Annotated in this window: 19 protein-coding genes; 10 read left to right on the top strand and 9 right to left on the bottom strand. The window is 61.8% G+C overall.

Going from position 1 to position 19,309, the window contains the following annotated elements; all coding sequences use genetic code 11:
- Positions 1 to 8 precede the first annotated feature (8 nt).
- On the bottom strand, positions 9 to 662 hold the full coding sequence (locus tag AC3WTO_RS18235) for a TetR/AcrR family transcriptional regulator (RefSeq protein ID WP_492462170.1): 654 nt from the start codon (positions 660 to 662) through the stop codon (positions 9 to 11).
- Positions 663 to 919: 257 nt separating this feature from the next.
- Here AC3WTO_RS18235 and AC3WTO_RS18230 point away from each other — a divergent pair, with 257 nt between their 5' ends.
- The 8 genes from AC3WTO_RS18230 (at position 920) to AC3WTO_RS18195 (ending at position 10,701) form a co-directional block, all read left to right on the top strand.
- A complete protein-coding gene (locus AC3WTO_RS18230; protein ID WP_492462169.1) occupies positions 920 to 2,599 on the top strand; it encodes an amidohydrolase in 1,680 nt (559 codons plus the stop codon).
- A gap of 133 nt (positions 2,600 to 2,732) precedes the next feature.
- On the top strand, positions 2,733 to 3,830 hold the full coding sequence (locus tag AC3WTO_RS18225) for an ABC transporter ATP-binding protein (protein ID WP_448112196.1): 1,098 nt from the start codon (positions 2,733 to 2,735) through the stop codon (positions 3,828 to 3,830).
- Positions 3,830 to 4,750 (top strand): ABC transporter permease, encoded by a 921-nt coding sequence (locus AC3WTO_RS18220; RefSeq protein WP_492462168.1) that lies wholly within the window; start codon positions 3,830 to 3,832, stop codon positions 4,748 to 4,750. The genes AC3WTO_RS18225 and AC3WTO_RS18220 overlap by 1 nt, the downstream gene beginning before the upstream one ends.
- Positions 4,743 to 5,543, top strand: a complete 801-nt coding sequence (locus AC3WTO_RS18215; RefSeq protein ID WP_054308494.1) for an ABC transporter permease — start codon at positions 4,743 to 4,745, stop codon at positions 5,541 to 5,543. The genes AC3WTO_RS18220 and AC3WTO_RS18215 overlap by 8 nt, the downstream gene beginning before the upstream one ends.
- Positions 5,544 to 5,692: 149 nt before the next feature.
- Entirely contained in the window at positions 5,693 to 6,727 is a 1,035-nt protein-coding gene (locus AC3WTO_RS18210; protein WP_492462166.1) for an ABC transporter substrate-binding protein, read from the top strand.
- A 218-nt stretch (positions 6,728 to 6,945) separates the two neighbouring features.
- The gene (locus tag AC3WTO_RS18205; protein WP_492462165.1) at positions 6,946 to 7,980 is read left to right on the top strand and encodes an extracellular solute-binding protein; all 1,035 of its coding nucleotides are present in this window, start codon (positions 6,946 to 6,948) and stop codon (positions 7,978 to 7,980) included.
- Positions 7,981 to 8,246: 266 nt separating this feature from the next.
- Positions 8,247 to 9,452, top strand: a complete 1,206-nt coding sequence (locus AC3WTO_RS18200; RefSeq protein ID WP_492462164.1) for a serine hydrolase domain-containing protein — start codon at positions 8,247 to 8,249, stop codon at positions 9,450 to 9,452.
- A 76-nt stretch (positions 9,453 to 9,528) separates the two neighbouring features.
- Positions 9,529 to 10,701 carry a serine hydrolase domain-containing protein gene (locus tag AC3WTO_RS18195; protein WP_492462163.1) on the top strand — a complete coding sequence of 391 codons (1,173 nt, stop codon included), beginning with the start codon at positions 9,529 to 9,531 and terminating at the stop codon, positions 10,699 to 10,701.
- 104 nt (positions 10,702 to 10,805) lie between these two features.
- Here the strand turns inward: AC3WTO_RS18195 and AC3WTO_RS18190 are convergent, their stop codons facing one another.
- Positions 10,806 to 11,372, bottom strand: coding sequence for a putative immunity protein (locus tag AC3WTO_RS18190; protein ID WP_492462162.1), 567 nt, complete (start codon positions 11,370 to 11,372; stop codon positions 10,806 to 10,808).
- Positions 11,369 to 12,277: a LysR family transcriptional regulator gene (locus AC3WTO_RS18185; protein WP_492462161.1), complete on the bottom strand. Its 909-nt coding sequence runs from the start codon at positions 12,275 to 12,277 to the stop codon at positions 11,369 to 11,371. Before AC3WTO_RS18185 ends, AC3WTO_RS18190 begins: the two co-directional genes overlap by 4 nt.
- A gap of 116 nt (positions 12,278 to 12,393) precedes the next feature.
- Here AC3WTO_RS18185 and AC3WTO_RS18180 point away from each other — a divergent pair, with 116 nt between their 5' ends.
- The gene (locus AC3WTO_RS18180; RefSeq protein WP_492462160.1) at positions 12,394 to 13,584 is read left to right on the top strand and encodes an acyl-CoA dehydrogenase; all 1,191 of its coding nucleotides are present in this window, start codon (positions 12,394 to 12,396) and stop codon (positions 13,582 to 13,584) included.
- Positions 13,585 to 13,634: 50 nt separating this feature from the next.
- On the opposite strand, the gene AC3WTO_RS18175 is transcribed toward AC3WTO_RS18180, so the two are convergent.
- The 4 genes from AC3WTO_RS18175 to leuB all read right to left on the bottom strand — a co-directional run bounded on the left by AC3WTO_RS18175 (position 13,635) and on the right by leuB (position 17,370).
- The gene (locus AC3WTO_RS18175; RefSeq protein ID WP_492462158.1) at positions 13,635 to 14,684 is read right to left on the bottom strand and encodes a Gfo/Idh/MocA family protein; all 1,050 of its coding nucleotides are present in this window, start codon (positions 14,682 to 14,684) and stop codon (positions 13,635 to 13,637) included.
- A complete protein-coding gene (locus AC3WTO_RS18170; RefSeq protein ID WP_492462157.1) occupies positions 14,684 to 15,469 on the bottom strand; it encodes a ThuA domain-containing protein in 786 nt (261 codons plus the stop codon). The genes AC3WTO_RS18175 and AC3WTO_RS18170 overlap by 1 nt, the downstream gene beginning before the upstream one ends.
- Positions 15,470 to 15,618: 149 nt before the next feature.
- Positions 15,619 to 16,236: a hypothetical protein gene (locus AC3WTO_RS18165; RefSeq protein WP_492462156.1), complete on the bottom strand. Its 618-nt coding sequence runs from the start codon at positions 16,234 to 16,236 to the stop codon at positions 15,619 to 15,621.
- 33 nt (positions 16,237 to 16,269) lie between these two features.
- Positions 16,270 to 17,370 (bottom strand): 3-isopropylmalate dehydrogenase, encoded by a 1,101-nt coding sequence (gene leuB / locus AC3WTO_RS18160; protein ID WP_492462155.1) that lies wholly within the window; start codon positions 17,368 to 17,370, stop codon positions 16,270 to 16,272.
- A gap of 105 nt (positions 17,371 to 17,475) precedes the next feature.
- Here leuB and AC3WTO_RS18155 point away from each other — a divergent pair, with 105 nt between their 5' ends.
- Positions 17,476 to 18,519, top strand: coding sequence for a Gfo/Idh/MocA family protein (locus tag AC3WTO_RS18155; protein ID WP_492558426.1), 1,044 nt, complete (start codon positions 17,476 to 17,478; stop codon positions 18,517 to 18,519).
- A 33-nt stretch (positions 18,520 to 18,552) separates the two neighbouring features.
- Here AC3WTO_RS18155 and AC3WTO_RS18150 read toward each other — a convergent pair whose 3' ends face one another.
- Positions 18,553 to 18,903, bottom strand: a complete 351-nt coding sequence (locus tag AC3WTO_RS18150; RefSeq protein WP_492462153.1) for a VOC family protein — start codon at positions 18,901 to 18,903, stop codon at positions 18,553 to 18,555.
- Complete coding sequence (locus AC3WTO_RS18145; protein WP_492462152.1) at positions 18,900 to 19,292, bottom strand: RidA family protein; 393 nt, start codon at positions 19,290 to 19,292, stop codon at positions 18,900 to 18,902. The genes AC3WTO_RS18150 and AC3WTO_RS18145 overlap by 4 nt, the downstream gene beginning before the upstream one ends.
- Positions 19,293 to 19,309: the final 17 nt, after the last annotated feature.

The raw sequence follows: 19,309 nt of genomic DNA, 5'->3' as shown, positions 1-19,309 counted from the left end.
ATTGGTTGTTAGTTGAGGTCGAGATAGGGGGTGACGAGCGCGATCCACATGGTCTCGACATCGTCTTCAAGCAGGTCGAAGGTCCTGCGATCCTTCTTGAGGCCGACCAGACGGCAGACGTGGCCGACCTCCATCATCACGACACCGAGCCGGGTGGCGACATCTACCTGCAGGGCGGGATTCACATGCCGCAGCCAGGCTGCGTAGAGTGCAATGATCTGGTCGTCATATTCGTTCTGGATCGGTCTGAGATCCGGGTTGCCGGTGATGGCCTCGATGACCGGCATCAGGCTGGCATTTTCGAGATAGAGCCTGGATGTGTCGATGAAGAGTTCCCGCACCTCGCGCTGGAACGCAGCGCGGGTGGTCGGGCGCGGCACCCTGGTGCGTTTTTCGATCACTTCGGGGAACGCCCCGAGCCAGCGCCGGGCGAGATCGAGAAGAATGGCTTCCTTGTTGGGATAGTATTGATAGACCGAGCCGACAGACAAGCCGGCGCGCTGCGCAATGGCGAGCGTTGTCGGTGTCCCTGTTCCCTGCTCGCGGGTCAAGATCAAGGCCGCATCGAGAATCCGATCGACCACCTTGCTCGACCGTTCCTGCCGCGGTTGCTTGCGCGGCTCCAGCGCTATCTTGGTTTTCCGGTTGAGACTGCGGTTCACTGACTGAATTCCTCGTTCCCTGATTGCGGGCACCATATACGAGGGACGTTCTTCGCGAAGCATTCCGAATCCTGCGTATTGACAAACGCGAATAAATAGTCGCATTTTTTCTCCACGCTGTCTTTAGGGAAACTAAGGGGAATTCCGAAGGCGGCGGACTGGCACAATTCCTGTCCGAACGCACCGTTCCAGCGGAACTATCGAGCGTGAGGTGCGGTGTTGGAACAGTCTTGGTCAGTCAAAAGCGCGGAGTCGCGATGTCTGTCACTGGTGCGGTTCATCAAGCCGATCTGATCGTCGTCAACGGCCGTGTGCTGACCATGGATGACGCCAGTCCCGTCGCTGAAGCCGTTGCCGTCAAGGACGGATCCATCCTCGCAGTCGGCCGCGCTGTCGACATCGAAGCCCTGAGGGGGCCGGCCACCAGAATCGTTGACGCCAAGGGTGGCTCGGTGCTGCCCGGCTTCATCGAAGCGCACATGCATCTCTTTTCCGGTGCCGCTGAACTGGCGCATCTGCATCTGGCAGGCGTGCACGGCTTCGATGCCCTGAAGCAAGCGGTCCTGGCTTATGCTGCCTCGCGGCCCGACGCGCCGATGCTGGTGGCGCAGAGCGCCGACTACACCATTCTCGGCGAAGAGCGGGTGACCCGGCATCACCTCGATGCGATCCTGCCGGACCGGCCGTTCTGCATGGCCGCGCCGGACCATCACACGATGTGGGCAAATACCAAGGCGCTCGAAGCCGCTGGAATCCTGCATGGCCGCACGCTTGGCCCGGGCAATGAGATCGTCATGGGCGACGATGGGTTGGCCGAAGGCGAGCTGCGGGAAGGCGAGGCATTCGGGCCGGTGCTGGCTCTAGCCGGCGAGGAGCGTGTGCGGCTTGGCCTGTCGACCGGCGGTGAGCCCGATCCTGCGCCAACGCCTCAGCAGCGTGCGGCCGATCGCGACATCATGCGGCGTGGCCTGGCCTGGTGTGCCCAGCACGGCATCACCTCGATCCAGAACATGGACGGCAATCTCTACCAGCTCGAACTGCTGGCCGAGATCGAGGCCGAGGAAGGGCTTTCCTGCCGTGTGCAGATACCTTTCCACTTCAAGAACTTCATGAAGCTCGACATCCTGGAGAAAGCCTCCGTGATGGCTGAGCGCTATGACAGCGAATGGCTGTCGTCCGGTATCGTCAAGGTCTTCTATGACGGGGTCCTGGACTCCTGGACGGCCGTGATGATCGAGCCTTACGCCGATCGCCAGGACTGGGTCGGTGAGCCGCTGTTCACGCCGGAAGAGTTCAAGGCCCTGGCCGTTGCCGTCGACGCGCGTGGTTTGCAGATTGCGGTGCATTCGATCGGCGACGGTGCCGTGCAGGCCGTGCTCAACGGCTATGAAGCGGCGGCGAAAGCCAACGGCACACGCGACAGCCGCCACCGCATCGAGCATATCGAGGTGGTCGCGTCCTCGGATATTCCGCGGTTTGCCGACCTTGGCGTGATCGCCTCAATGCAGCCTCCGCATCCGCCGGGTGCGATGGATTTTCCGTTGGAGCCGACGGTTTCGCGTATCGGCAAGGAGCGCTGGCCGCTGAGCTATGCCTGGCGCACGCTGAAGGATGCGGGCGCGCATGTCGTCTTCGCCTCCGACTGGCCGGTTTCGCCGATCGATCCGATCCTTGGCGTGCAGGCGGCGGTGCAGCGCAAGCCGTGGGCAGAAGGCGATCCAGACCAGAGTTTCTCGCTGCACGAGTCGCTGGCTGCCTACACGGTGGAAGGTGCCTATGCCGAGTTCATGGAGCACCGCAAGGGCCGGCTGAAGCCGGGCTTCATGGCCGACCTCGTGGTGCTTTCGCATGACGTGGAAGCCGTGGAACCGCAGCGTTTGCATGAGGTGCGGCCTGTCACCACCATTTGTGGCGGCAAGGTTACCTATCAGTCCTGAGGTGAACATTCGTTTCGCCTGCTGAAACGATATTCGATCCGATTGTTGCCAAGCACGGCGGCTTGTGGTGACAATCTAAACCAGAAGAAAAGGCCTGCTTTCGGGGGCAGGCCAAGAAAAAAGAGGGGCTTGAGTGCCGGAACAACCGGGTAAGAACGCGATCGAAGTCCGCGGCGTGCGGAAAGTCTTCGGTACTGGGGACGCGGCGGTTGCCGCATTGGATACGGTCTCGGTTTCGATCCGAGAGAACGAATTCTTCACGCTGCTGGGACCTTCCGGCTGCGGGAAGACGACACTGCTTCGGCTGATCGCCGGCTTCGACTATCCGAGCGCGGGTGAGATCCTGCTTTACGGCGACGACATCGCGCTGTTGCCGCCGTTCAAGCGCCCGGTCAACACCGTCTTCCAGAGCTACGCGTTGTTCCCGCATATGACGGTGGCCGAGAATATCGGCTTCGGTCTGGAGATGCTGCGCAAGCCCAAGGCAGAGATCAAGGCCCGGGTCGCCGAGATGCTGAAGCTGGTGCGCATGGAGCATCTGGCTTCGCGGCGTACCAGCCAGATTTCCGGCGGCCAGCAGCAGCGTGTGGCGCTGGCCCGCGCGCTGGCGCCGCAGCCGAAAGTGCTCTTGCTTGACGAGCCGTTGTCGGCGCTCGACTACAAGCTGCGCAAGGAAATGCAGATCGAATTGAAGCGGCTGCAGAACCAGACCGGCATCACCTTCATCTTCGTCACGCACGATCAGGAAGAAGCGCTGACCATGTCGGACCGCATCGCGGTGATGTCGTCGGGCAAGATCCTGCAGGTCGGCAGCCCGTGGGATATCTACGACAAGCCGGCCGATCGCTTCGTCGCTGACTTCATCGGTGAAACGAACTTCCTGACCGCTTCCATCGCCGGTGTCGAGAACGGCAAGGCACGCGCCACGCTGAAATCGGGCGCCACCATCACGGCCAGCGTCGCCGATGGGTTCCAGCCAAAGGGCGAGGCCACGGTGGTGGTTCGACCCGAACATGCCAAGCTGGTCAAGGGCAAGGCGGAGCTTTCGGGCACGGTCGAGAACATCGTCTATTTCGGCACCGACACGCACATCCATGTGCGGCTCGACGGCAGCAATGACCTCTTCATCGTACGCCAGCAGAATGCGCGCAACGCGGACTGCGGTTTTGAAACGGGCGACAAGGCTGGCATCGCAATCAGCGACGACGCCGCACAGGTGTTGAGGGACTGATGGCCACCGCCGAGGAAATCGCCAGGGCGGCCGACCGGCGCGACATCCGCAACCGCTGGTATCTGTCCGCGCCTGCCATGCTCACCATCTTCTTCGCCGCGGTCGGTCCGCTGGCGATCGTGCTCGTCTATTCCTTCCTGACGCCAGGTTCCTACGGCGACGTGAAGTGGCAATTCTCGCCCGAGGCCTGGGTCTCGGTGCTGTTCGAGCGTGACATTTTCGACGACACGCTGTCGCTGGCGGGAGCGCATATCAGCATCTTCTGGCGCTCGGTGAAGCTTGCGATCATCACGACGATCATCACTTTGGCGCTCGGTTTCCCGACCGCGTACTTCATGGCCACGCGCAGTGAAAAGACGCGTGACCTGTGGCTGTTCCTTATCACCATCCCGTTCTGGACGAACCTGCTCATCCGCACCTTCGCGGTGCTGCAGATCATCCGCAACGAAGGCATCGTCAACACCGTGCTGATGAAGCTCGGCATCGTCTCGGCGCCGATCCAGATCCTGTACACCGACGTCGCGATCCTGATCGGCATGGCCTATGTCTATCTGCCGCTGATGGTGCTGCCGGTCTATGCCTCGATGGAAAAGCTCGACTTCCGGCTGGTCGAGGCGGGCTATGATCTCTACGCCTCGCGCTGGCAGGTGCTGCGCCGCATCATTTTCCCGCTGGTCAAGCCGGGCGTGATCGCCGGCTCGATTCTGGTCTTCATCCCGGCGATCGGCGCCTATGTGACGCCGAGCGTGCTTGGCGGCGGCAAGAACATGATGCTGTCCAACCTGATCGAGCTGCAGTTCGGCCAGGGCCGTAACTGGCCGCTTGGTTCGGCACTGTCGATCACCGTCATGCTGATCGTCATGGTGGCGTTGCTCGTCTATGTGCGCAACGCCGGTTCGCAGGAGGTGCGGCATGGCTAAGAGCTTCTCCATCCGCCATCAGCCCGGCTTCACGACGATCGCGGCTGTCTGCTTCGTCGCGCTCTACATGCCGATCATCGTGCTCGTCGTTTATGCTTTCAATGAAGCGCCATCGACATCGGAGTGGGGCGGCTTTTCGCTAAAGTGGTTCCAATCCGCCTCGCAGAACGCGCAGGTCATCGACGCCACGCTGCGCTCGTTCCAGATCGCCGCAATCGCCGCGACGCTGGCTACGATCGCGGCGACGATGGCCGCGCTCGCGACGACACGCACGCCGCCTTATCCGGGATTGACCTTCAAATATGCGATGATCAACCAGCCACTGATGGTGCCGGAAATCGTCACCGGCGTGGCGCTGCTGATCTTCTTCTCGCGCATCAAGATCTTCACCGGTTATTCGGGCCTGGGTTACCTGATCGCCGCGCACACGGCCTTCTGCATTCCCTTCGCCTATCTGCCGATCCGGGCACGGCTTGAAAACATGGACCTGTCGCTGGAGCGTGCGGCGGCGGATCTCTACGCCACGCCCTGGCAGGCGTTCCGGCGGGTGACGCTGCCGCTGCTGTGGCCCGGCATCCTGGCCGGCCTGATGCTGGCCTTCGTGATCTCGCTGGACGACGTCGTCATCACCGAATTCGTCAAATCCGGCGGCCAGGACACGCTGCCGACCTACATGCTCGGCCAGATCCGCCGCGGCATCACGCCTGAGATCAACGCGATCTCGACAGCCTTCCTGCTGCTGTCGGTGGTCATCGTCACGTTGTTCTTCTTCGTCAGCAGGAAGCGTGACTAGAGCAATTCCAGCAAAGGCGCGTGGCGGCTTTGCGTCTGGAATTGCGTGAAAACAAGGAGATAGGGCGGTTCCGCATTCTCGCTAAGAAGTGGAAACGCTCTGGTGCAAAAAGCCGAAGTCAAAACCAAAGCAATAATGGGAGAACAGAAATGAGTTGGAAGACCACCGCGACGGCCGTTGGGCTGGCGCTGCTCGCTTCGTCGGGCCTCGCCCGTGCCGAGGGCGCACTCAACATCTACAACTGGGGCAACTACATCAGCCCCGACATGATCAAGAAGTTCGAGCAGAAGTATAGCGTCAAGGTCACCGTCACCGACTACGATTCCAACGATACGGCGCTTGCCAAGGTGCGTCAGGGCGGCACCGGCTTCGACATCGCCATGCCATCGCAGACCTTCATCCCGGTCTGGATCAAGGAGGGTCTCATCCAGGAGACCAATCCGGGCGGCATGGAGAACTTCAAGAACGTTTCGCCGGAATGGGCCAATCCCGATTTCGATCCCGGTCGCAAATACACCGTGCCGTGGGCATGGGGCACGATCGGCGTGGTCGTCAACACCGATGCCTACAAGGGCCCGGCCAACAGCTGGGGCATCATCTTCAACACGCCTGACGAACTGAAGGGCAAGGTCAATGTCGTTCCCGAGATGAACGACGTCATCTTTGCCGCCATCAAATATGTCGGCGGCAAGCAGTGCACCGACGACAAGGCGGTGCTGAAGAAGGTGCGCGACCTGCTGGTTGCCGCCAAGCCGAACTGGATCGCGATGGAATACAACACCATCGAGAAGATGGGCGCCGGCGACTTCAAGGCGACCAGCGACTGGAACGGCTCGGCGCTGCGCCAGCGGCTGGCCAATCCGGCCATTCACTACAACTATCCGAAGGAAGGCTACGGCCTCTGGAGCGATAACGTCGTCGTGCTCAAGGAAGCCAAGAACGTCGAAAACGCCAAGCTGTTCCAGAACTTCATGATGGATCCGGAAAACGCCGCGCTGAATTCGGCCTTCCACCGCTACGCCAACGGTATTGCCGGTTCGGAGAAGTTCATGCCGGCTGACATGAAGGATGCTCCGGAAGTGAACATTCCGGCCGACGTGAAGTCGCTCGGCGAACTGCAGCGCCTGTGCTCGCCGGAAATCCAGGAAATCTACAGCAAGATCTGGACCGAGCTGCAGAAGTAAGCACTAGAGCATTTTGTAGCCAACTGGAATCACTTGGCGTTACAAAAATGCGGCGAAAACAAAAACTTAGAGCGTTTCCGCGTTTCCGTAGAAAAACGGAAACGCTCTAAGACAGCATGAAAAGACGAAGCCGGGACCGACAAATCGGTTCCGGCCGTCACAAGCTTTTTGCCTGAAGCAGGCAGAAACATAGAAGATTGGAAGAAGGAGTCCCTGTCATGAATTCGAGATTGTTTGCCGCGACGGCGGCGCTCGCGCTGCTTGCGGCGACGGGCCTGGCCCGCGCAGAAGGCGAGCTTAACATCTACAACTGGGGCAACTACACCAACCCGGACGTGATCAAGAAGTTCGAGGAAAAGTACAAGGTCAAGGTCACCATCACCGATTACGATTCCAATGACACGGCTCTGGCGAAGGTCCGCCAGGGCGGCTCCGGCTTCGACATCGTGGTGCCCTCGCAGACGCACCTGCCGATCTGGATCCAGGAGGGCCTGCTGCTCGAGACCAATCCTGGCGGCATGGAGAACTTCAAGAACATCGCGCCGGAGTGGGCCAATCCCGACTTCGACCCCGGCCGCAAATATTCGGTACCATGGGCCTGGGGCACGGTTGGCATCGTCGTCAACACCGATGTCTACAAGGGCGACATCAACACCTGGGACATTATCTTCAAGACGCCTGACGAGCTGAAGGGCAAGGTCAACGTCGTTCCCGAAATGAAGGACGTGATGACCGCCGCCATCCGCTATGTCGGCGGCGAGCAGTGCACGGCCGACAAGGAAGTGTTGAAGAAGGTGCGCGACCTGCTGACGGCCGCCAAGCCGAACTGGATCGCCATGGAATATGGCGCCGTCGACAAGATGGGGGCGGGCGACTTCAAGGCGTCGTCCACCTGGAATGGCGCCGGCCTGCGCATCCGGCTTGCGCATCCGCAGGTTCACTACGGCTATCCGAAGGAAGGCTTCACCTACTGGTCCGATAATGTCGTGGTGCTGAAGGACGCCAAGAACGCCGAGAACGCCAAGCTGTTCCAGAACTTCATCATGGACCCGGAAGTGGCTGCCGGCCTTTCTGCCTATCACCGCTATGCCAACGGCGTTGCGGGTTCGGAGAAGTTCATGCCTGCCGAAATGCGCGATGCGCCCGAGATCATCGTTCCGGCAGAAGCCAAGCCGCACGGCACCATGGCGCTAATGTGTTCGGAAGAAGCGGACGCGCTCTACAAGAAGATCTGGACCGAACTGCGCAAGTAAGCGGTCCCGGAGCATTTTGTAGCCAGGTGGAATCACTTGGCGTGACGAAAATGCGGCGAGCGTTTCCGTAAAAACGGAAACGCTCTGGAAGCAATTTCGGGAAAGCGGTTTTCCGTCCTGAATTGCCCAAGACAAAGAGTTGGAGCGGTGCCGTGAAAGAGCGGGCCGCTCCAGCGTCCGGCGGTGTTGCTGCCGGATGCCCCGTCTGGTGGCTGCCCGTCGGCATACCAGCTCGAGAAATTGAAATGCCGCAGGAGGCGCTTCTCATGCAGCCCTACCGCAACAGCGATACCCGCCCGTCGATCATGCAAGGTTCGCCGCCGGCCTTGGTGGTGCCCAAACTCGACTGGGACAGGGCGCCCTGGAACCGCTGGGCTTTCCAGAACATGCGGCAGATCGTGCCCACAGTTGAAGTCTGGCGCGGTTCCGGCCAGGTCAACGCATTGCCGCGTGCCGAGATCGATCTCGATGGCCTGGCAGTGACCGACAGCCTTGGCCGCGCCTCGACGCTCGCCGGCCTGCTCGACGAGACCTATACCGACGGGTTCCTGGTGCTGAAGGACGGCGCCATCGCCTATGAGCGCTACTTCAACGGCATGACGGCGCGGTCGCTGCATCTGTCGCAGTCGATGGCGAAGTCGGTGACGGCCGCGGTCTGCGGCATCCTTGTCGGTCGTGGCCTCATCGATCCGACAAGACCGGTGACGGCGTATCTTCCCGAACTTGCCGAGACGGGTTGGGCGGGTGCGATTGTCCAGCAGGTGCTGGACATGACGACCGGCGTGAAGTTCTCGGAAGCCTATACCGATCGCTACTCGGACATTGGCCAGGTTGATGTTGCTTCCGGCTGGAAACCGGTGCCGCCGGACAGCGATCCCGCTTTCCCGTGGCCGACGCATGTGTGGGAGCTCATCCTGCGGCTCAGAGGGACCACGCGGCCGCATGGCGCTGCTTTCGAATACCGCTCCATCGAGACCGATGTGCTCGCCTTTGTCATGGAACGCGCGAGCGGGCGCAGGCTGGCCGAGCTTGTTTCGGAAGAGCTGTGGCAGAAGCTGGGTGTCGAGGAAAGCGCATGCTTCACCGTGGACAGCGCCGGCTATGCTCTGGCGGACGGCGGGTTCAATGCCACACTGCGCGATTACGCCCGTTTCGGCCAGATGATCCTCGACAATGGCGCCGGCATCGTTCCTGCCGACTGGATCGAAGCGACCAGGAACAGCGTGCATGGCAACAATTTTTCGGAAAGCCTGCCGGAAGGCAGTTACCGCAACCAGTTCTGGATCGAAGATCCGCGCTCGCGTGCCCTGATGTGCCGTGGCGTGTTCGGCCAGCTCATCCACGTGGACTGGAACAGCCGGATGGTGACGGTGAAGCTGTCATCCTTCCCGGATTTCTCGAACACGCCCTATGCCGTGGCGACGCTGAAGGCCATTGCGGCAATTGCAGCGGAGCTGAGCTCCGTCGCCTAGATCAGCTGATATGGAAGACCGGCGCCGACGATCGCGGATCGTCTGCGCGGCATGCACCACCCAGGAAGGACATGACGTGACCAACCCGACAAAATTCGAGGAAGCATATGGCTTCCGCCGCAGTGATGCCGCCCTTGCGAACTGGCGCACGGCGCCGTTCAACCGCTGGGCGTTCCAGAATGTCGGCGAACTGGTGCCAAGCGCGCGTATCGAAGCTCCGGCAGATGCAATGGAAGCGGCCATGGTGGATTTCAGCGGGCTGCTCGGTGAAACGGTGTCGCTGTCCAACGGAGCCGAGACGGTCGCGGCATTCCTGGATCGCTCGAGCGCCGACGCATTGACCGTCATGAAGGGCGGAAGATTTATCGGCGATTGGTTCGCATCGCATATGCGGCCCGGCAATCGTCACATCATCTTTTCGATCAGCAAGTCGCTGACCGCGATCCTCGCTGGCATTTTGGAAGGCGAGGGCCGCTTCGACCCGGACGCGCCGGTGACGGCCTATATCCCGGAAGCGGCCGGTTCGGCCTATGGCGACGCCACCGTGCGCCATGTGCTCGACATGACGGTGAGCCTCGATTTCGAGGAAGCCTATCTCGATCCCGAAAGCGCCTTCGCCCGTTATCGGCGGGCGACGCTGTGGAACCCGGGCGGCGGCGATGAAGGGCTGGAGGAATTCCTGCTGTCGATCAGGCGCAGGTCCGAACCACATGGCGAGGTGTTCCGCTACCGCTCGCCGAATTCCGACCTGCTCGGCGTTCTGGTCGAGCGTGCTTCCGGCAAGCGCGTTCCGGAGCTGTTTACCGAAAAATTATGGGCGCCGCTGGGCGCCTGCACGGAAGGTGCCATCACGGTCGATCGGGCTGGCACGGCACGCACGGCGGGCGGCGTCTCGATGACGCCACGCGATCTCGCCCGCATCGGCGAGATGATGCGCCAGGGTGGTGTCGCGAATGGCAAACGCGTCTTGCCGGAAACCTGGGTCCGCGACACCACGACCGCCGGCAGTCTCGACGCCTGGAAACAAGGCGACTTCGCGCATCTTTTTCCCGAAGGGCGCTACCGCAACAAGTGGTACCAGAGCGGCAAGGGTTCCTATTGCGGGATCGGCATCCATGGCCAGTGGCTGTTCGTCGATCCGGCAAGCGAGGTGGTCATCGTCAAGATGTCGTCGCAGCCGATCCCCGTCGACGATCCGCTCGACCACGACAATGTCGATTTCTTCGAAGCGCTTGTGACGATGGTGTGAGGCGCCCCGGCTTTCCTGGAGCGTTTCCGTTTTTTACGGAAACGCGGAAACGCTCTAAGTTTTGTTTTCGCCGCATTTTTGTAACGCCAGGTGATCCCACTTGGCTACAAAATGCTCGAACTGCCGGCTTGCGGGCCGTGTTGTTGCATGGTTCTCAATGTTCGGTCGAGAATGCGCAGCAATTCTCCAACGCGTCCCCCACCCGTCGGTGCGGGTGGATAGCGGCATAGCACCTCTATGACTGTCGGGTTCGCATGCAGGGCTGCGCGTTCGAGGTAATGCGTTCCGGCATCGGTCGTACCTCCAGCCGCGAGTTCAACTGCGTGGGCGGCATGAGCCGCCGCGCCGAGAATGTGCCTGACCTGGGTGGGCCGGGCCAGCGGATGAAGATAGGCAGCCGAAGCGGCACACATGGCGGCTCGCGCGGCCTGGCTTGCTGCAACGTCCTGGCATTGCTGCGCAGACTTCAGGGCATTCCAGGCTGCGTCACGCAGTACCTTGCCGCGTTTGGCGCCTCGCGCGAATGTCCGAGCAGTGTCGATGGCGTCGCGGGGACGACTGTCCGAAGGGTTTGATGCCTCAAAGACCTCGAGCACCTTGGCGGCACTTTCGGCGGCAAAGGCAGTGACTGCGCGCAAATCATCCGTGCTGAGGATGATCTCGCCTGTCATCGTTCAGTCGCCGTACCCTGCGGCAGTTTGGTAAGCAGCCAGCTGCGGAAGCTGGCGACCGGTGGGTAGAGCCGCTTCTCGTTGGGCACCACCAGATAGTAGGCGCTGCGGCTTTGCATGGCACGGCCAGGGGCGGGTACCAGCTGGCCGCGCTGCAACTCGCCGGTGATCAGGAACAGCGGCAGCAGCGCGATGCCGAGGCCAGCGATGCAGGCCTGGGCTGCGGTCGAAAACTGTTCGAACTGCATGCCGGGGCCGGTCGGTGTGGCAAGCCCCTGGTGCTCGAACCACTCGGCCCAGCCACCGGGACGCGAGGCCATGTGCAGCAGCGGCAGCCGGCCAAGATCGTGTGGTTCCGCGACCGCATTCGCCTTCAGGAATTCCGGGGCCGCTACCGGCGCCACTTCCTCGCGCATCAACAGCGTCGATGTCGCACCCGACCAATCCGGCTGGCCGACATGAATGGCTGCGTCGAGCCGCTCACGGGCAAAATCGAAACGGCCGATGCGCGTTGCGAAGTTGATGGTGATGTCCGGGTTCTGCTCGACGAATTCAGGGATCAGCGGCATAAGCCAGCGTGTGCCGAAGGTGGGCAGTATGGCGAGGTTCAAAACGCCGCCATGCCGATTGCTCATCAATCCAAGTGCCGCTTCGCGAAGCTGGCCGAGCGCCGCACGCACCGTTTCGGCATAGATCTCGCCTTCCGGCGAGAGCTGGACATTACGGCTGTTGCGCTCGATCAGCCGCTTGCCGAACTGATCCTCCAACAGCTTGATCTGCCTGCTTATGGCGCCCTGTGTCAGCGCCAGTTCCTGCGCCGCTGCCGTGAAGGAGCCAAGCCTTGCCACCGCCTCGAAGGCGGCAAGCGCTCCTGTGGTCGGCAAAAGGCGGCGTTGCACACTCATGATCCATTACTAATCGTCATTGATCTCGGAGGCAATTTCATTTGCTTTTTTCCGGGCGGGGGCCGATAAGCCCGGCATTCTGCGCATTCTGGCTGCGCTTTCTGGGAGAATTACGCATGGCTGCCGAAAAGAACGCCTTCGTCTGGGACGATCCGTTCCTCATCGAGGATCAGCTTTCGGAAGATGAGCGCATGATTCGTGACGGTGCGGCGGCGTTTGCCGCCGACAAGCTCGCGCCGCGTATCGAAGACGCCTACATGGAAGAAAAGACCGATCCGGCGATCTTCCGCGAGATGGGTGAGGCCGGCCTGCTCGGCATCACCGTGCCGGAAGAATATGGCGGGCTCGGTGCCAACTATGTGACTTATGGCCTCGTCGCCCGCGAGGTTGAGCGCATCGACAGCGGCTACCGTTCCATGATGAGCGTGCAGTCGTCGCTGGTCATGTACCCGATCCAGGCTTACGGCTCGGAAGAGCAGCGCAAGAAGTATCTGCCGAAGCTGGCCTCCGGCGAATGGATCGGCTGCTTCGGCCTGACCGAGCCGGATGCCGGTTCCGATCCGGGCGGCATGAAGACCCGCGCCGAGAAGACAGCGAACGGCTACCGCATCTCCGGTTCGAAGATGTGGATTTCCAACGCGCCGATCGCCGATGTCTTCGTGGTGTGGGCGAAATCTGCAGCACATGACAACCAGATTCGCGGCTTCGTGCTGGAAAAGGGCATGAAGGGCCTGTCGGCGCCGAAGATCGGTGGCAAGCTGTCGCTGCGCGCTTCAATCACTGGCGAGATCGTCATGGAAGGTGTCGAGGTCGGCGAAGATGCGCTGCTGCCCAACGTCTCCGGCCTCAAGGGCCCGTTCGGCTGCTTGAACCGTGCCCGCTACGGCATCTCCTGGGGCGCCTTGGGTGCCGCAGAAGACTGCTGGCACCGTGCTCGCCAGTATGGCCTCGACCGCAAGCAGTTCGGCAAGCCGCTGGCCGGCATGCAGCTCTATCAGAAGAAGCTCGCCGACATGCAGACCGAAATCGCGCTTGGCCTGGAGGGTTCGCTGCGCGTCGGCCGGCTGATGGACGAGGGCAAGATGGCCCCGGAAATGATCTCCATTGTCAAGCGCAACAACTGCGGCAAGGCGCTCGACATCGCCCGTATGGCGCGCGACATGCACGGCGGCAACGGTATCCAGATCGGCTACCATGTCATGCGCCACGCGCAGAACCTTGAGACCGTCAACACCTATGAGGGCGCGCATGACGTGCACGCACTCATCCTTGGCCGCGCCCAGACCGGCCTGCAGGCGTTTTTCTGAATACTCAGCCTTCTCCCCGGCGGGGAGAAGGCATCTGCTGCCCGTGATGTTCAGGCGATGACGATCGGGCGTTTGTCGTTGCTGCTGAGAAAAGCGGCGTCGATCAATTTCTGCATATCCGAGGCACGACGAAACGACGGGTCGCCGTTGACGCTGGAAAGCAGCGCGTCAACGAACCGGCGTGCATTGCGCTTGATCTCAGGCAGTTCGAGGTCGCGCCAGGTGACGGTGTCGATATCGTCGCCGAAACACCCCTTCAACGAAGACGTCCTGCCGTTGGTTTCGACCCAGAGCGCGCCCTTGGTGCCGTGCAGCTTCAGTTCGAGATCGTTGAGGTGACCGGTGGCGTAGCGCGTCGCGACGATGGTGGCCAATGCGCCGGTCTGGAAGCGTGCAGTCATGGCGACACTGTCATCGGCATCCAGGCGATACTTGCCGATCTGGTCGCCAGGGGCCTTTGGAAAGGTAACCAGATCGGCATTGAGACTGGCGATGTCATCGGCAGCGCCATAGGTCGCGAAGTCGAGAATATGGATGCCGACGTCGCCGAGCACGCCGGTCGAGCCGTGCTCGGTTGACAGCCGCCAGAGCCATTGGTCGGTCGTGCGCCAATCACCCCAGGCTTTGCTGACCAGCCAGCTCTGCCGGTAACTTGCCTCGACATGGCGCAATTCGCCGAGTTCGCCGGCTTCGACCATTTGCCGGGCGCGCTGCAGCGCTGGCGAGTTGCGATATGTCAGGTTGACCATGTTGATGAGGCCTGCGTGTTCCGCCGCCTCGGTCATTTTCAGCGCATCGGCATGGTTGGGGGCCAGCGGCTTTTCGCAGAACACGTGTTTGCCGGCGGCAAGCAGGGCGAGAGTCGTGTCGCGATGAACGCCATCCGGGGTGGCGTTGATGGCTGCGTCGAAATCGCCCCAGGCAAGGGCTTCTTCCAGGCCGTCGAAGGCTTTGGTGATGCCGTTCTTTTCCGCATAGGCGGTGGCCCGGCCCGGTAAGGCATCGGCACAGGCGACGACGCGGCACTCCGGAACCTTGCCGAACTCTTCCATATGCTGCCCGGCAATGCCGCCGGTGCCCAGCAGAAGCAGCCGTTTCATCAGCGCAGGCCCTCGTCGCCATCCTTGTGAAGCTTGGGTCCCTTTTCGACCAAAGGTTCCTTGGCGGCTGAAATCGGCACGTTCGGGGCATTCGCGATCGTGGCCCAGGCAGGGGCCGGGTTATGCGCCCAGTGCACGGAATTGCGCAGCACAGTATGCACGTCCGGATGGTGATACGTCGGATAAGTCTCGTGGCCGGGACGGAAGTAGAAGATCCGGCCTGCGCCACGGTGATAGGTCAGGCCTGAACGGAACACTTCGCCGCCCTCGAACCAGGAGACAAAGACGGTCTCCATCGGCTCCGGTACGGTGAAGGGTTCGCCGTACATTTCTTCGTTCGGCAGTTCGATGCATTCGCCAAGCCCCTTGGCGATGGGATGATTGCGATTGACGACCCAGATGCGCTCGCGTTCGCCAGCCTCGCGCCACTTCAGGGAGCAGGGCGTACCCATGAGCCGCTTGAAGATCTTGGAGAAATGGCCGGAGTGCAGGACAATCAGACCCATGCCTTCCCAGACGTGCTGCTGCACACGTTCGACGATGGCATCATCGACCTTGCCGTGAGCGGCATGGCCCCACCAGACCAGTACGTCCGTCTTCGCCAGGCGCTCCTCGGTCAGGCCGTGTTCGGGGTCTTGCAGGACGGCGGTCTCGGCTGTGATATCCCGATCCTGGCTGAGGGCCGCCGCGATCGTGCCGTGCATGCCAAGCGGATAGATACCCCCAACGACAGCATTCTCCTGTTCATGCACGTTCTCGCCCCATACCAGTGCTCTGATCGGCATGCCGCATCTCCGCTGAAAAATCGTTGATTGGATCGGTTCAAAATACAGTATCCCGGATGGGTTGCAAGACCGTCCTGTCGCAATTCAAGCGGTTGGCCGATGATGGGGAAGGGGGGCCCCGGCTTCCCGCGCCGTGGCTCGTTTCGCTGTCAGCGCGGCGCCAGCTTGCGCAGCACTTTCTCGAGCCTGGCCCGTTTGGCCGGCTGCGGGATGGTGCTTGCCCGCGATCGCACCACCTCTGCCAAGGCGGAGGCATCCTGCATCGGCACCGCGCGCAGTGCCTGTTCGGCATACATGGGTGTCTGGTTGTCTGCGCTGGTGCGCAGGATGGCGAGCAGTCTTTGCCAGGCGAAAGAATTGCCGTTCGCGGCCAGCGTCGCCAGCATGGAAACCGCCTTGTCCTTGGCGATTACGCTGCCGCGGTCCGCCGCGTCGAGAATGTCCGGCAGGTTCGCTACAATCACGTTCGGTACGGTCGTGGTCAAAGTGTCCAGCGCTGTCAGCGCGCCCCACACCATACGGTTGTCGCGGCTTTTCAGTGCGGTCACGAATACCGGTGCGTGCGGTGCGATCAGGTCCGGCCGTTGTGCGCCGATCTCATAAAGTACCTTGATGGCATCGTGGCGGATCGGCTTGGCCGCAGTCTCGAGCGCATGTGCCAGAACGGCGATATCGCCGGCGTTGCCGCTGGCCGCCAAGTCTGCGGCCAGCTCCTGGTTGGGTTTCTCGTCCTCGCGATCGAGCGCGCTCGCGAGACGTGCGAGCACGCCAGCCGATTGAGCGGGCTCGCGGCCCATCCGTCAGGCGAGGAACTTGGCGATGATGGCGTTGCCCATGGCGACGGTGCCAACCTCGATCTTGCCTTCAGACATGATGTCCTTGGTGCGCAGGCCGTCGTCCAGCACTGCGGCGATCGCAGCTTCGAGGCGATCGGCTTCCGCCACCATGTTGAAGGAGTAGCGCAGGCACATCGCGAATGAGGCGATCATGGCGATCGGGTTGGCTATGCCCCGGCCCGCGATGTCAGGCGCGGAGCCGTGCACCGGCTCGTACAGCGCCTTGCGCTTGCCTGTCTTGGCATCCGGCGCACCGAGCGAGGCCGACGGCAGCATGCCAAGCGAGCCGGTCAGCATGGCGGCGACGTCCGACAGCATGTCACCGAAAAGATTGTCGGTGACGATGACATCGAATTGCTTGGGCCAGCGCACCAACTGCATGCCACCGGCGTCCGCCAGCATGTGGTCGAGCTTGACGTCTGCATACTTCGCCTTGTGGGTCGCGCTGACGACTTCGTTCCACAGCACGCCCGACTTCATGACGTTGCGCTTTTCCATCGACGTCACGTGGTTCTTGCGAGTGCGGGCGAGTTCGAAAGCGACGCCGGAAATGCGCTCGATCTCGAAAGTGTCGTAGACCTGCGTGTCGATGCCGCGCTTCTGCCCGTTGCCGAGGTCGATGATCTGCTTCGGTTCGCCGAAATAGACGCCACCGGTCAATTCGCGCACGATCAGGATGTCGAGGCCCTCGACCACCTCCTGCTTGAGCGAGGATGAAGCGGCAAGTGCGGGGTAGCAGATTGCCGGACGCAGGTTGGCGAACAGCTCCATGTCCTTGCGCAAACGCAGCAGACCGGCCTCCGGGCGCACCTCGTAAGGCACGCTGTCCCACTTCGGGCCGCCAACAGCACCGAACAGCACCGCGTCGGCGGCAAGCGCCTTGCCCATGTCTTCTTCCGAGATTGCCTGGCCGTGGGCGTCGTAGGCGCAGCCACCGACTAGGCCTTCATCGAACACGAAGCCGGCTCCCTTCTCGTTCATCGCGGCGATCAGTTTCTTGACTTCGGCCATGGCCTCTGGACCGATGCCGTCGCCGGCGAGCAGGAGAAGTTTTTTGGTTGCCATCTGAAGGACCTTCCACGGGTTCGGAGAATTGCAGCCTTGCTAACGGCAAGGCCGTTGTGGCGCAAGCCCGTCGGCACTTGGAAGCCCTCGTGGACCGGACAAAGCGTGCTGCTGGAGGGAAGTCGGGCAAGCTTCCGCGATGTAGAACAATGCCGACGAAAAGGAGGCTTGGAGCTGTTCGGCATGGGCAAACGCATAGGTCTCGGCATCATCGGCCTCGGAGCCATGGGGACTGAGCTTCTTGAGGCGGCTGCAAGGCATGACGACTTTGACGTCGTGCTTGGCGCTGATGTCAACGAGGCAGCGGTTGCGCGCGAACGCGGCAAGCATCCCAATATCGCCTTTACCGCCGACCCGAGAACTGCCGCGACCGGTGAGGGTGTCGACGCCGTCTACATCGCCACCCCTCCGCGGTTTCATGCTGCTTACGCGATGGAAGCGATGCGTGCCGGCAAGGCGGTGTTCTGCGAAAAGCCGCTTGCGGTCGACCTGGCCGAAGGGCAGGCGATGGCTGATCTCGCAGCTCGGACGGGCGTGGTGACGGCCGTCAATTTTGCTCTCTCCGACCGTCACGCCACATTGGAAATCGAGCGTGCCCTTCGTGCCGGAGAGCTCGGCAGTGTGGGCGGTGTCGAGATCCATCTTGCTTTTCCCCAATGGCCGCGGGCGTTTCAGGCAGATGCAGGCTGGTTGTCAGGCCGGGCAGAAGGTGGGTTCGTCCGCGAAGTCTTTTCGCATTTTGCCTATCTGACGGACCGGCTGATCGGCGAACTCGAGCCGGAGTTTGTGTCGCTGGATTTCCCGCAAGGGAACGAAGCGAGCGAAATCTCGGCCTTCGGCCTGTTTCGGGCGGGCGGTGTTCCAGTGCGCGTATTCGGTCAGGCGGGCCTCGCGGTGCCCGAGAGCTATGAGTGGGTCGTGTCCGGCAGCAACCGTTCCTACCGCTTGCACAACTGGGGCAACTTGCAGGTCTCCGACGGCAAGACCTGGCAGGATGTGGCTCTCAAAGGGGAGCGCGGCTCGGAATACACGCGGCTGTCTGCCTTCGCACAGGCGATCCGTGGCGAACCGCAGAGAAACCTGGCCGACTTCGCTGCGGGCTTAAGGGTCCTGCGTGCGGTGGAAGCGTTTCACGCCAAGGCGGGCTGAGTGTTCCATGTCTCCGTGAAAGACGGAGACGCTCTAGTCGTGCTGCAGGATGTTGATCAGTTTGCCGAAGGGGTCGCGCACGAAGAAGCGGCGCACGCCCCAGGGCTCATCGGAAGGACCGTATTCGATGGCGAAGCCGGCCGCCCTCATACCGGCAAGCACGACGTCGACATCGTCGACCTCTATAGACAGATCGGGCACCGGCGTTTCGTTACCGCCCTGTTGCGCGAACGAGACTTGTACGGTCATGCGTTCGGTGCTGCCGTAGGTGGCGATCCAGCCATGGTCCATCAGTATGTCGAGGCCAAGCACGTCGCCGTAGAAACGCCTGGCCGCCGCGATCTCGGTCGTGGCGACGTTGGCGACGATGCGCTTGACGGTCACAGGCCCGTCGCGCCACGGCGCAAGGCGGTGACCTCGATCTCGATCTTCATCTCCGGCTTGTTGAGCAGGCAGGTGATCATGGTCGCCGCGGGGCGAATGTCGCCGAAATACTCGCCCAGAATGGGGAACACCTTGTCCACGTCGTTCTGGTCGGTGATGTAATAATGCGCGCGCACGACATCAGCCAGTTCGAAGCCGCCTTCCTTCAAGGCCTTGGCGATGGTTTCCATGCAATTGCGGGTCTGCGCCTCGACGCTGTCCGGCATGGTCATCGTGGTGTAGTCGTAGCCAGTGGTGCCGGCGACGAAGCACCAGTCTCCCTGAACGACGGCGCGTGAATAGCCTGCCGTCTTTTCGAAGGGCGAGCCCGTCGAGATCAGTCTGCGCATCGGTAGTCCTCCCAGGC

The organism is Mesorhizobium sp. EU05-FHT14A09 (assembly GCF_058790995.1).
Note: the sequence above shows the minus strand (reverse complement) of the source record. Positions and strands in the feature narration are given on the sequence as shown.